This is a genomic window from Allobosea sp. NPDC055353, from assembly GCF_053644975.1.
On the sequence record NZ_JBSHMC010000003.1, the window covers coordinates 42,870 to 54,869 of the forward strand.

Here is a 12,000-nt window from a genome sequence, read left to right on the forward strand (position 1 = left end):
GGGATGACACGGTGTTTCTCCGCATCATCCCGTCAGGCGAACCTCAGTTCGCGACCTTCTTCTCGTAGCCCTCGAGGATGTCGTTGAAATAGGGCGCGATCGGGAAGGGCTTGCCGTTCTTGGCGAGCTCGGCCGGGGTGACATCGGTGAAGAGCTTGTCCCAGGCAGCCTTGTCGAGCTTGCCTTCGAGGTTCTTGGCGTCGATGCCCGGATACCAGTTGAACTTCTTGACGATGCCGTCGGCCTGCACCTGCGGCGAGGTCGCAAGCGCGATGAAGGCCTCGGCCAGCTTCTTCTGAGCCGACTTCTCCGGGACCGCGTAATACATCGGCTGGCCGGGCATCCCGGGCGAGACGAGCTTCAGCTTCATGTTCGGCGGCAGCTTGCCGTCGGCCTGCCAGGAATAGAACATGTCGACCCAGACCGGGCCGATCGCGATCTCGCCGCGGTTCAGCATGTCGAGCGTGCCGGCATTGCCGGGGGTGATGACGACATTGGCATTGAAGGCCTTGAGGTCGGCGAAGGCCTTGTCCCAGGTCGTCTTGGTGGCCGCGTCATAGGGGCCCTTCATCAGCTTCTCGGCGTCGCCGCCGAAAGCATAGACCCAGCCGGCGACGAAGGAGACCCCGGACATGCCGCCCTTGATGCCATTATAGCCGAACTGCTTGGGGTTCTTCTTCACCCAGTCGGCGAGTTCCGCGAAAGTCGCCGGCGGCGTCTTGACCATGTCGGCATTGTAGGCGAGCGCGGTCTGCGACTGGAACATCGGGATGACGAAGCCGCTGACATCGGTGCCGAGCGAATTCTTCGCGGAGTCGCTGGTCGCGAGCTTGGCCGACTCGACATTGGCCGTGTATTTGTTGAGCAGGCCTTCCTTGACCATCTGGCCGGCGGCCTTCTGGTGGATGACGAGCACGTCGAAATCGGTCGAGGCCGCACCCTTCTGGGCGTCGAGCTTCTCGTAGATCTTCTGCGAGCCGGCATCGCCCGGGCCGGTGCCGACCGAGACGACCTTCACGCCGGGATGGGCCTTCTCGAACATCGGCCCGAGATAATCCTTGACGTAGTCGACCATGTTCTGGTCGCCGGCGGAGGCGACGTTGAGGGTCTGCGCGGATAGCGGCGATGCCACGATCAGCGCGGCAAGCGAGCAGGCAAGCGTGATGATGCGCATGGGTCTGACTCCCTGTCAGGCGGCGATCCCGGCCTCGGTCGCCGGGAAGATGTGAAGGCGCTGCAGCGGAATGCGCAGCCCAACCTTGGTTCCGAGTTCGTGACGGCCGGTATCGTCGACCGTGATCTGGCGTCCGGCGGCCTCCACCTTGTAGCGGTAGATGCCACCGGGATAGGCGCGCGCGGCGATGGTGCCGGGGACGACGAGATCGCCGCTCGCAGCCACCGCGTCATGCGCGTCGAGACTCGCGACATCGTCGCGGAAATAGGCAAGCGCCTCGCCGTTCGGCAAAGCCGCTCCAGCGGCGTCCGCGAGCGTGGCGCGGGCCGCGTCGGCGGTGATGGAAGCCAGGCCCTCGCTGCGTGCGATCTTGAGCGGCAGGACGTTCTCCGCGCCCATGAAATTGGCGACGAAGGCGCTGGCCGGGCGGTCATAGACCTCCTCGGGCGTGCCGACTTGGGCGACCCGGCCAGCCTGCATGATCACCAGCCGGTCGGCCATGGTCATGGCTTCCTCGCGATCATGGGTGACGTGGACCGCGGTGAGGCCGAGCCGCTGCTGGATGGCGCGGATCTCGTGGCGCATCACCATGCGGATCTTGGCGTCGAGATTGGAGAGCGGCTCGTCGAGCAGAAGGATGCCGGGATCGATCGCGAGCGCCCGGCCGAGCGCGACGCGCTGGCGCTGGCCGCCGGAGAGGGCCGTGACCTTGCGGTCCTCATAGCCGGCAAGGCCGAGAAAGCCCAGCATCTGGCCTACCTTGGCGGCGATCTCCGCCTTGGACTTGCCGCGCAGCTTCAGGCCGTAGCCGATATTCTGGAGCACGGTCATATGCGGCCAGAGCGCATAGGACTGGAAGACCATGGCCATGCCGCGCTTTTCCGGTGGCAGTCCGGCGACATCCTTGCCGCCGACGACGATCGAGCCTTCCTCGACCGGAACGAAACCGGAGAGCGAGCGCAGCAGCGTGGTCTTGCCGCAGCCGGAGGAGCCGAGAAGCGCGGTGAAGCTGCCGGGGGTAAAGTCGAGATCGATGCCGTGCAGCACACGCGTGCCGCCATAGGCGACCTTGAGACCGCGCACGCCGATGGCTGCGCCGCTGCCCGCTCTGGCTTGCGTTTCCGGCTGCAAGGCGCCTACTCCCCCGGTTCTGCTCTTATCGCCTGACAATGGAATATTTCTTCCATCGCCGGCTCAGTTGAAATAAACGTTACGCACGGGGCGCAGTCTATGCAAGAGCTTTGTGAAACTCGGATGACAGTGCGGATTCATTCTCTCTGGCTGATGCCGGCCCCCGCCGACGAAGCGATGCTGGCCGGTATCGTCGGCGACCTGTCCGGCCGCTTCGGCACGCCTCTCTTCGCCCCGCACCTGACATTGCAGGGCGACACCGAGACGACGCCTGTCGCGCTGGAGCGCGCGATCATGGCTGCTGCCAGCGCAATCGAGGACTTCTCGGAACCCGTCTCCATCGTCGAAGGCAGCGATGCCTATTTCCGCTCTTTCTATGCCCGTTTCGCCGTCTCACCAGCATTGGCGAAGCTGAAGCAGGCGCTCGATCCCGAGGGCTTCGCGAGTTTCATGCCGCATGTCTCGCTGCTCTACGGGCCGGTCGAGGCCGCTGCGAAAGCTGCGGCTATCGCCGAGATCGATGCTCGCCTCGCCGGCCGTGCCATCCGCTTCGACCGGATCGGTATCGTGACCTCCGGACAGGACGTGCCGATCGCCGACTGGCAGGTCGTGGCGAGCGCCGCGCTGCGTTCGGCCTGAGCCTTCGAACTATTCCCCGGTCAGCTCGCGATTGCGGCGGCTAACCTCGTCGCTGTAGCGCTTGATCGCATGCGCCTCGCTGAGAATGCCGACGAGGCGGCGGCTGTCGCGATCGGCGACCACGGGCAGTGCCTCGCTTTCGGCCGCCTCGAACAGCTTCAGCGTGTCGCGCACCGACATGTCGGCGAGCAGCATCCGGTCCGGGTTGCGCAGGAGATGGCGCACGGTGCGCGGCGCGGGCTCCGCGGCCGCCTCCTCATCCAGTGCCGGATCGGGCTCGTAGAGCGCACCGGGCGGCACCATGCCGGCATAGGCATCGCCCGCGCCGACGGCGACGAGGTAATTGGTCGATCCCGGCGGATATTTCAGCCGGGCTTCGGCGATGCTGGCATCGGCCGCGATCTTCGGCACCTCGATGCGCATCATGCTGCCGGCGGTGAGATCGCGCATCCAGCCGACATCGTGAGCGCCGCGGATGCTCTCGCCGCGCAGGTGGAAGCGCCAGGTCGCGAAGGAGAAGCCGAAGAGACGCCGCGTCACCAGCGAGGCCGCGCCGGCTGCACCGACGACCGCAAGCGTCAGCTTGAGATCGCCGGTCATCTCGAGCGCGAGCAGCGTCATCGTCATCGGACCGCCGACGACCGAGACCGCGAGCGAACTCATCCCGACCAGCGCAAACAGCGTCTCGTGCCCGGCGAGGTTGGGGAAGGCGAGCGTCAGCACGCCGATGAAGAGGCGGCCTGTCAGCACGCCGAGCAGCAGCGAGGCGAAGAACAGACCGCCGCGAAAGCCCGAGCCGATCGAGACCGAGGAGGCCAGCGCCTTGGCGACGAGCACCAGCGCGAACAGCGTGAGGCTGGCATCGATGCCGAGATAGAGATTGATCGCGCCGTGGCCGGCCGAAAACACGGACGGGTTCCAGACCGCCAGCGCGCCGACGACGAGGCCACCGAAGGCGGGCCGGAGCCAGGTCGGGATCCGCGAGCGCCTGAACCCCGCCTCGACGAAGGCGGCGGCGCGCATCACGACGATGCCGACGAGCCCGCAGGTGGCGCCGAGCATGACGACCAGAGGCAGGTTGGCCACCGTGATCAGTCCGATCGGCGGGACCTCGATCGCGAGGAGCGCGGGTGCAAGCACGCTATGGGTCACGGTCGCCATGAAAGTCGCGGCCATCACCGGCACGAAGGCCGCGATCGAATAGCTGCCCAGGATCAGTTCGAAGGCATAGAAGGCGCCGGTCAGGGGCGCATCGAAGGCGGCACCGATGGCGCCGCCGGCGGCGCAGCCGACCATCAGGCGCATATCCGCGCGGCGCAGGCGCAGCCGCCGGCCGATATGCGAGGCGAGCCCGCTGGCAGCCTGCGTGTAGCCGGCTTCGAGTCCGACCGAGGCGCCCGCGCCGCTGGAGCCCATGGTCTGCAGCGCGACGAAGACGCTGTCGCGGAAGGACATGCGCCCGCCATGCAGGGCATTGGCCTCGATCGGATCGATCGGCTGCTTGCGACGCCGGAAGAACAGCCAGGAGGCGCAGCCGATGACGAGGCCGCCGAGAACCGGCCCTGCGAGCGCGCGCCAGGTCGGGATCGTGGTCGTGATCGAGAGCCGCTGCGTATGCGGCAGCCCGAAGATCACCTCGTGCAGGAGCTGGGTCGTGAACGACATCGCCAGCACCACAAGCCCGGCTAGGACCCCGACCACGCAGGCCAGCACCACGATGCCGATCTCGCTGGAGCGGACGAGCGCGCGCCAGCCCTGCGGCGCATCGCCTGTCCCGGCCGGCGTTTCTGTGGCTTTCACGGTGATCACGGCAAGGCCCGTCAGGCTCGTTCGTCACGTCCGTTCGCGGTCGCATATCGCAGCGGCCGGAACAAGACGGCTCGGCGATAGCAGCCCCGCCCCTGCCGCAGGGCGGTTACGAAATCGGGACTGCCAAGCCCGTCTTGACCCGGTCCATGGCGACAAAGGAGCGGAACTTGCGAATATTGGGATTGGCGAAGAACAGGCGCCGCGTCAGCGCCTCATAGGCCGCCATGCTCGGCACCAGCACGACCAGCATGAAATCGACCTCGCCGGTGACGTAATAGCATTGCTGCACCTCCGGCGCGGCGAGGAAAGCGCTCTTGGCCGCATCGATATCGGGGGCGGTCTCGCTGACCAGTTCGATCTCGACGAAGAGCGTGATCGGATGGCCGAGCGCGGCGGGATCGACCACCGCGACATTGGCGCGGATGACGCCGGTCGCCTCCATGCGACGAATACGACGCTGCACGGCCGGCGCAGAGAGATTCACGCGCTCGCCGATCACCCGCTGCGGCGTGGTGTTGTCCTGCTGGAGGATCGCGAGGATCGCACGGTCGAAAGCGTCGAGTTGATGAGCGGTCGGCTCGGCCATGCCTCATCCCGAGAGAGAAACTTGCAAGGGCAGCGGGTAAATCCAGCGCCTTTTTCACTTGGGATGCAATATCCATTCAGGCAACCCAGCCAGACGAGGCCGCCATGTTCCTGCTCAATCATCATCCGGATTACCGCTCCGCCCCGCATCCGGAGGATGTCGAGACTCTCGGGCCGGCCGGCGCCGACGCGATCACGGCGCATCTGGCCGAGCGGCCGAACCATGTGCCGACGCCGCTGCACAGCCTGCCGGGCCTCGCCGCCGCGCTCGGCATCGGGGCGCTCTTCATCAAGGACGAGGGTCAGCGCCTCGGGCTCGGCAGCTTCAAGGCGCTCGGCGGCGCCTATGCTGTGATCCGACTTGCGCTCGAAGCGGCTTCCGAAAAGCTCGGCCGGCAGTTCGCCGATGCCGACATGAACGATCCCGCTGTCCGCGCGGCGGCGGCCGGCATGACCTTCGCCTGCGCGACCGACGGCAACCATGGACGCTCGGTGGCGCAGGGCGCGCAACTGCTCGGCGCCAAGGCCGTGATCTTCGTGCATGGCGGCGTCAGCGACGAGCGCGTCGCGGCCATCGCCCGCTTCGGCGCCGAGATGATCCGCGTCGACGGCACCTATGACGATTCCGTCGTCGAGGCGGCCCGCGTCGCGACCGAGCGCGGCTGGACCATCGTCTCCGACACCTCCTGGGACGGCTATGAGCGCATCCCGGGGCTGGTCATGCAGGGCTATACCGCGATCGCCCGCGAGGGGTTGGCGCAGATGCCGGAACGGCCGACACATGTCTTCGTGCAGGCCGGCGTCGGCGGCATCGCCGCCGCGCTCGCCGCGCAGATGCAGACGAGCTTTGGCGACGAGCGGCCCTTCTTCACGGTGGTCGAGCCATCCCGCGCTGCCTGCATCTTCGAGGCGGCCAAGAACGGCAGGCCCGGCAAGATCCCGCATGGCGCACCGACCGTGATGGCGATGCTCGAATGCTACGATCCCTCGCCGCTGGCGCTGCGCGTGCTCTACCGCGCGGCGGACGCTTTCATGACGGCAGAGGATTCCGACGCCGTCGAGGCGATGAACCGCCTCGCCCGTCCGAGCGCAGGCGACCCTGCGATCGTCGCCGGCGAAAGCGGCGGAGCGGGATTCGCCGGCTTGCTAGCGGTCTTGCGCGACCCACAGGCCCGTGCGGCGCTGAAGCTCGACAGCAATTCTCGCGTGTTTCTCGTCAATACCGAAGGCGCGACCGATCCGGCGCGCTATGCCGAGCTCGTCGGGCTGAAGCCGGAGGAGGTCGCATGACCCTGCAAGCCACCGAGCGATTGACGCTGCATTCGCAGAGCCATTCGCCCTATGCGCGCAAGACCATCGTCTTCGCGCATGAGGCGGGAATCGTCGAGCGGCTCGCGATCATCGACCAGGAGACGAGCCCGACCAACCGCAACCCCGAGATCTTCGCAGTCAATCCGCTCGGCAAGGTGCCGGTTCTGATCACGCCGGAAGCCGGCGCGATCTTCGACTCGCTGGTGATCTGCGACTATCTCGACGGGCTTCATGGCGGGCGCCGGTTGATCCCGGCCGACGGCAAGGCCCGTTGGCAGGCACTGCGCCTGCATGCGATCGCGCAGGGGCTCTGCGATGCCGGGATCGCGCTGCGCTGGGAAACGCTGCGACGCCCGGAGCACCTGCGCTACCCGCCTCTTCAAGAGGGACAGACGGCCAAGCTCGTGGAGAGCTTCGACGTGCTGGAGCGCAACGAGAGCTTCGATGAGCCCGTGCATATCGGCCATATCGGATTGGCGACGGCGCTCGCCTGGCTGGAGTTCCGCGACCTCCCGGATTTCCGGATCGGACGGCCGAGGCTGGCGCGCTGGTACGAGACGTTCTCGCAGCGCCCCTCGATGCGGGCGACCGCCTATCACGGCGAGACGCAGGACCAGCCGCAGGCACAAGCCATTGCCGGATGAGCCGCTGACGTCGTAGCAGGGCAGCGCGGCCCTTCCGGCTGCGCCGGAGGCCGTGCATGAAGCTTCGTCCCGATACGCTGGCGATGACCGCCGTCCTCGCCATGCTGACGGCGCTAGGGCCCCTCTCGACCGATTTCTACCTGCCTTCCCTGCCGGAGATCGCGCGGGTGATGGAGACCGATGTCGCCGGCGCGCAGGCGACGCTCTCCTCGTTCCTGTTCGGCTTCGCCGCCGGGCAGATCTTCTGGGGGCCGCTCTCCGACAGACTTGGACGCCGGCCGGTGCTGCTCGCGGGCCTTGCTCTCTTCGGGGTCGCGACGCTGGCCTGCGCGTTCGCGCCTTCGATCGGCGCACTGACGCTGGCACGGGCCTTCCAGGCGCTCGGGGCATCGGGCCCGATCGTGCTCGGCCGCGCCATGGTGCGTGATCTCTATGACGGGCCGCGCGCCGGCCGCGAACTCGCCCGGATGGGCATGATCATGGGACTGGTGCCGGCGGTCGCGCCGGTAATCGGCGGCGTGCTGCAGGTCGCCTTCGGCTGGCGTTCGACCTTCCTCGCCTCGCTCGCCTTTGCGCTGGTCCTCGCCATCGTCATCGCCACGCTGATGCCGGAGACCTTGCGGGCGCGCTCGCCGCAGCCCTTGTCCCTCGTCAGCATCTTCAAGGGCTTCGGTACGCTGCTGCACAACCGCGCCTTCCGGGTCTATGTCGCGCTGACGGCGCTGGCCTATGCCGGGCTCTTCGCCTTCATCTCGGGCTCGTCCTTCGTGCTGATCGGCGTCTACGGGCTGACGCCGGTCGAATACGGCTTCTCCTTCGGCTTCGGCGTGCTCGGCTACATCACCGGCACGATCATCGCCCAGCGGCTGGTCGGGCGGCGCGGCATGGACGGGGTCATCGCGATCGGCGTCGCCTGCCTCGCCAGCGGCGGACTTGCCATGCTGGTCGGGGTGCTCACCGGATTCGGCGGGCCTGCCGGCGTCGTCGTGCCGATGGCGCTCTATGCCTGCGGCGTCGGGCTGACCATGCCGCAGGCCCAGGCCTCGGCGATGATGCCCTTCCCCGATCGGGCGGGCGCGGCCTCCTCCTTCAACGGGCTGTGCCAGATGCTGCTCTCGGCCTGCGTCGGGCTGCTCGTCGGGCATCTCCTGAAGAACGCCGCGCTGCCTCTGCCTCTGGTGATGTCGGCGCTGGGCGTCGCTGCCCTCGTCCTGTTCAGCGCGACACGAGGCATCCGGGCGGCGAAGAGCGAGGCAGTGTAGACAACCGTCGGATCGTTTCCGGCCAGGAACGATACCTCTTGTCATTCCGGGGCGCGCCAACGGCGCGAACCCGGAACCCACGACGGGGTGAGACATAAGGTGTTCGGTTGCAGGCGGCTCACCCGGTCGTGGGTTCCGGGTTCTTCGCTACGCGAAGCCCCGGAATGACAAGGCGGCGCGAAGCTCCTCCAGCCCAGCGCCGGCGGCGCCTCGATGTCAGCCGCCGAAAAGACGCTCGAAGAAGTTCTTCTCCTGTGGCGCCGGCGGCACCCAGGCACGGTCGCTGGTCGGCGGGGGCGCCTCCGGCTGGCGGGCATCGGCAACCGGCGCGCCCAGATCGAGCGGCCGCGGCGCGCCCTGCCAGAAGCCACCGGGCAACGGAATCGGCTGCGCTCCGGCATGGGCGGCCTTCATGTACTTGCCCCAGATTTCGCCGGGCAGGCCGCTGCCGGTGACGCGCTTCATCTTCGAATTGTCGTCGTTGCCGACCCAGACGGCGGTAACGAGCTTGGCGGTGAAGCCGACGAACCACGCGTCGCCGTAATCCTGCGTCGTGCCGGACTTGCCGCCGACCTGCCAGCCCGGGATGTTGAACTTGCTGCCGGTGCCGCCGTTCATCACGCCGGTGAACATCGTATCCATCATCGCGAGATATTGCGGCTGGATGACCTGGCCGAGGCTCGTTGCCTTGCGGGCATACACGACCTTGCCAGTGGTCTGGCGCACCTCTCGGATGACATAGGGCAGCACCGACTGGCCGCCATTGGCGAAGGTCGCATAGGCCGCGGTCATCTCCAGCGGCGTCACCTCCGAGGTGCCGAGCGCCAGCGACAGGTTCGGCTGCAGGGCCGAGGTGATGCCGAGGCGCTGGGCGGTGCGGACGACCTCCTTGGGTGTCACCTCCTGGATCAGCCGAGCGGCGACCGTGTTGAGCGAATGCTGCATCGCCGTCGCCAACGTCACCGGGCCGCGATACTTGCGCGAATAATTCTCCGGCTCCCAGCCCTTGATCGAGACCGGGGCGTCGTCGCGGATGGTGTCCGGCGTCAGGCCCTTCTCCATCGCCGTGAGATAGACGAGGGGCTTGAAGGACGAGCCTGGCTGGCGGCGCGCCGCCGTGGCGCGGTTGAACTGGCTCTTCGTATAGTCGCGGCCCCCGATCAGGGCGCGGATCGCCCCGTCGGGCGCGAGCGAGACAACCGCGCCCTGCGACGCGTTCAGCTTGGCGCCCTGCGCAGACAGCGCATCGACCAGGATCGTCTCGGCCGACGCCTGCAATTTCGAATCGATCGTGGTGAGGACGGTGACATCGCCGTCGACCGCGCCGATGAAGTCGTCGAGCACGTCCATGACGTAGTCGGCGGCGTAGTTGACGGAGCCCGCCCCGACGCGCTCCGGCACCTCGGCCGGCGCCGTCAGCGCGGTCTTGGCCGCATCCTGCGTGATGAAGCCCTGGTCGGCCATCGCGGCGATGACGAGCTGGGCGCGCTTCTCGGCCGCCTCGGGATTGCGGTTGGGCGCCAGGCGCGACGGCGCCTGGACGAGGCCGGCGAGCATCGCCGCCTCCGCGATCGTCACCGAGCGCGCCGACTTGTTGAAATAGCGCTGCGCGGCAGCCTCGACGCCATAGGCGCCGGAACCGAAATAGACGCGGTTCAGGTAGAGCTCGAGGATCTGGTCCTTGGTGTAGGTGCGCTCCAGCCAGAGCGCCAGGATCGCCTCCTGGATCTTGCGGGCGGCGGTACGCTCCTGCGTCAGGAACAGGTTCTTGGCGAGCTGCTGGGTCAGGGTCGAGCCGCCCTGCGCCACGCCGCGTCCGCGCAGGTTGGTGACGAGCGCGCGGGTGATGCCGATCGGGTCGATGCCGAAATGCTCGTAGAAGCGCCGGTCCTCGATCGCGACGAAGGCCCGCGGCAGATAGGGCGGGATCTCGCCGATGGTGACGGTGCGCCCGCCGGTCTCGCCGCGATTGGCGAGGAGCGAGCCGTCGGCGGCGAGGATCGCGATGTTCGGCGGCCGCTTCGGCACGGTGAGCTGGTCGATCGGCGGCAATTGCGAGGCGTGATAGGCGATGAGCCCGCCAAGGCCGATGACGCACCAGAGGCCGAGCACCATCGTCCAGTAGAACAGCCCGCCGAGGAACGAGCGGCGGCGATGCCGGCCACGACGCTTGCCCCCACCGCCGCCACCGCTACGCTTGCTGCCACGCTTGGGCGGGTTGCGGAGCTGCCGGCTGGGCTCGGGCTGTGCCGGAGCGTTCCGGAAACGCGAGGGGCGATCGTCTGGAGAAAGGCGCATGTCACCGTCCACATGGCCTTCGCCACGCTCATATCCAAAGGAGGGCTCGCGCCGCTCGCCTCGTGCAATCCGGTCGTTCATCCTGCCCCGTTTTCGGCCGCCATGCCGCATCGCAATGCGGTCAGGTCACACAGGATTCAAACATGGCGCTTTTAAGGGTTCGTAAAGCGTGCAGTGCGGCGGCAGAGACACAGCCGTCGCGCAAACGTGATCGAACTTGCAAACACGCAAACGGAATCGTCATCTTCCGGGATATTGCGCAAAATCAGGGGGCTCGCCTAGAACCCGAAGCCGGAACACCTGAGCCATCAGCAGCTATCCCCAACCAAGGACCACCGCATGCAGTTTCTGTCGCGCTTCCAGCCCTATGCACTCGGCCTGCTTCGCATCTTCGCCGCGCTGAGCTTCATCTCGCACGGCACGCAGAAGCTGTTCGGCTTCCCCGCTGCTCCGTCCTGGGGTCTGCCCTCCGCCATGAGCCTGCCCTGGACCGCCGGCGTGATCGAGATCGTCGGCGGCGCGCTCGTCCTCGTCGGCTTCTTCACCCGGCCGGCCGCCTTCGTTCTCTCCGGACTGATGGCCGTCGCCTACTGGATGGCTCATGGCTCGAAGGGCTTCTACCCGCTACTGAACGGCGGCGAGGCGGCGATGCTGTTCTGCTTCATCTTCCTCTACATCGCGACTGCCGGTCCCGGCGCATTCGCGCTCGATTCCCGCAAGAACTGACATCCGGCGGCGCATAACGACGAAAGGCCCGCTTCCTCACGGAAGCGGGCCTTTTTTTTCATGCCTGAAGCAGGCGGATCAGACCGCCGCGGAGATCCAGCGCGAGAGATCGCTCTTGGGGGCAGCGCCGACCTTCTGGGAAGCGAGCTTGCCGTCCTTGAACAGCATCAGGGTCGGGATCGAGCGGATGCCGAACTGGGCCGGAATCTGCTGATTTTCGTCGACATTCATCTTGACGATCTTGACCTTGCCGCCGAGCTCGGTCGCGATTTCCTCGAGCGCCGGGCCGATCATGCGGCAGGGACCGCACCATTCCGCCCAGAAATCCACCACGACCGGCTCGGACGACTTCAGGACATCGGCCTCGAAGCTCGCGTCGGTTACCTTGCTCGTTGCCATGACTGGCTGCCTTTCGAATCCA

The 12,000-nt window shown here is 67.1% G+C and carries 11 protein-coding genes; 5 read left to right on the plus strand and 6 right to left on the minus strand.

Translation table 11 applies throughout. From position 1 onward, the window contains the following. Positions 1 to 43: 43 nt before the first annotated feature. Together ACWIEX_RS20765 and ACWIEX_RS20770 are read right to left on the minus strand one after the other, a co-directional pair. On the minus strand, positions 44 to 1,174 hold the full coding sequence (locus ACWIEX_RS20765; RefSeq protein ID WP_454034860.1) for an ABC transporter substrate-binding protein: 1,131 nt from the start codon (positions 1,172 to 1,174) through the stop codon (positions 44 to 46). Between the two features lie 15 nt (positions 1,175 to 1,189). Next, positions 1,190 to 2,305, minus strand: coding sequence for an ABC transporter ATP-binding protein (locus tag ACWIEX_RS20770; protein WP_454034861.1), 1,116 nt, complete (start codon positions 2,303 to 2,305; stop codon positions 1,190 to 1,192). Between the two features lie 123 nt (positions 2,306 to 2,428). Between ACWIEX_RS20770 and ACWIEX_RS20775 the strand changes: the two genes are divergently transcribed. Beyond that, positions 2,429 to 2,944, plus strand: coding sequence for a haloacid dehalogenase (locus ACWIEX_RS20775; RefSeq protein WP_454034862.1), 516 nt, complete (start codon positions 2,429 to 2,431; stop codon positions 2,942 to 2,944). A 9-nt stretch (positions 2,945 to 2,953) separates the two neighbouring features. On the opposite strand, the gene ACWIEX_RS20780 is transcribed toward ACWIEX_RS20775, so the two are convergent. Continuing rightward, complete coding sequence (locus ACWIEX_RS20780) at positions 2,954 to 4,744, minus strand: chloride channel protein (RefSeq protein ID WP_454034863.1); 1,791 nt, start codon at positions 4,742 to 4,744, stop codon at positions 2,954 to 2,956. 115 nt (positions 4,745 to 4,859) lie between these two features. Then, positions 4,860 to 5,339, minus strand: a complete 480-nt coding sequence (locus ACWIEX_RS20785) for an Lrp/AsnC family transcriptional regulator (RefSeq protein ID WP_454034864.1) — start codon at positions 5,337 to 5,339, stop codon at positions 4,860 to 4,862. A 104-nt stretch (positions 5,340 to 5,443) separates the two neighbouring features. On the opposite strand from ACWIEX_RS20785, the gene ACWIEX_RS20790 reads away from it, so the two are divergent. From ACWIEX_RS20790 to ACWIEX_RS20800, 3 genes are read left to right on the plus strand one after another with little or no spacing between them, the layout of a single operon-like run. Further along, a complete protein-coding gene (locus ACWIEX_RS20790; RefSeq protein WP_454034865.1) occupies positions 5,444 to 6,628 on the plus strand; it encodes a diaminopropionate ammonia-lyase in 1,185 nt (394 codons plus the stop codon). Further along, the gene (locus tag ACWIEX_RS20795; RefSeq protein ID WP_454034866.1) at positions 6,625 to 7,293 is read left to right on the plus strand and encodes a glutathione S-transferase family protein; all 669 of its coding nucleotides are present in this window, start codon (positions 6,625 to 6,627) and stop codon (positions 7,291 to 7,293) included. Before ACWIEX_RS20790 ends, ACWIEX_RS20795 begins: the two co-directional genes overlap by 4 nt. A gap of 56 nt (positions 7,294 to 7,349) precedes the next feature. Next, positions 7,350 to 8,555, plus strand: coding sequence for a multidrug effflux MFS transporter (locus ACWIEX_RS20800; protein WP_454034867.1), 1,206 nt, complete (start codon positions 7,350 to 7,352; stop codon positions 8,553 to 8,555). Positions 8,556 to 8,771: 216 nt separating this feature from the next. Here the strand turns inward: ACWIEX_RS20800 and ACWIEX_RS20805 are convergent, their stop codons facing one another. Further along, on the minus strand, positions 8,772 to 10,934 hold the full coding sequence (locus ACWIEX_RS20805) for a transglycosylase domain-containing protein (RefSeq protein ID WP_454034868.1): 2,163 nt from the start codon (positions 10,932 to 10,934) through the stop codon (positions 8,772 to 8,774). A gap of 258 nt (positions 10,935 to 11,192) precedes the next feature. On the opposite strand from ACWIEX_RS20805, the gene ACWIEX_RS20810 reads away from it, so the two are divergent. Beyond that, positions 11,193 to 11,579, plus strand: a complete 387-nt coding sequence (locus ACWIEX_RS20810) for a DoxX family protein (protein ID WP_061971783.1) — start codon at positions 11,193 to 11,195, stop codon at positions 11,577 to 11,579. Positions 11,580 to 11,657: 78 nt separating this feature from the next. On the opposite strand, the gene trxA is transcribed toward ACWIEX_RS20810, so the two are convergent. Further along, the gene (gene trxA, locus ACWIEX_RS20815; RefSeq protein WP_061971781.1) at positions 11,658 to 11,978 is read right to left on the minus strand and encodes a thioredoxin; all 321 of its coding nucleotides are present in this window, start codon (positions 11,976 to 11,978) and stop codon (positions 11,658 to 11,660) included. Positions 11,979 to 12,000 lie beyond the last annotated feature (22 nt).

Bases quoted from the DNA above. Each gene is read 5' to 3' on its own strand.
- ACWIEX_RS20800 (WP_454034867.1), top strand. From the start codon at position 7,350: ATGAAGCTTCGTCCCGATACGCTGGCGATGACCGCCGTCCTCGCCATG.
- trxA (WP_061971781.1), bottom strand. From the start codon at position 11,978: ATGGCAACGAGCAAGGTAACCGACGCGAGCTTCGAGGCCGATGTCCTG.
- ACWIEX_RS20795 (WP_454034866.1), top strand. From the start codon at position 6,625: ATGACCCTGCAAGCCACCGAGCGATTGACGCTGCATTCGCAGAGCCAT.
- ACWIEX_RS20805 (WP_454034868.1), bottom strand. From the start codon at position 10,934: ATGAACGACCGGATTGCACGAGGCGAGCGGCGCGAGCCCTCCTTTGGA.
- ACWIEX_RS20765 (WP_454034860.1), bottom strand. From the start codon at position 1,174: ATGCGCATCATCACGCTTGCCTGCTCGCTTGCCGCGCTGATCGTGGCA.
- ACWIEX_RS20785 (WP_454034864.1), bottom strand. From the start codon at position 5,339: ATGGCCGAGCCGACCGCTCATCAACTCGACGCTTTCGACCGTGCGATC.
- ACWIEX_RS20810 (WP_061971783.1), top strand. From the start codon at position 11,193: ATGCAGTTTCTGTCGCGCTTCCAGCCCTATGCACTCGGCCTGCTTCGC.
- ACWIEX_RS20790 (WP_454034865.1), top strand. From the start codon at position 5,444: ATGTTCCTGCTCAATCATCATCCGGATTACCGCTCCGCCCCGCATCCG.
- ACWIEX_RS20775 (WP_454034862.1), top strand. From the start codon at position 2,429: ATGACAGTGCGGATTCATTCTCTCTGGCTGATGCCGGCCCCCGCCGAC.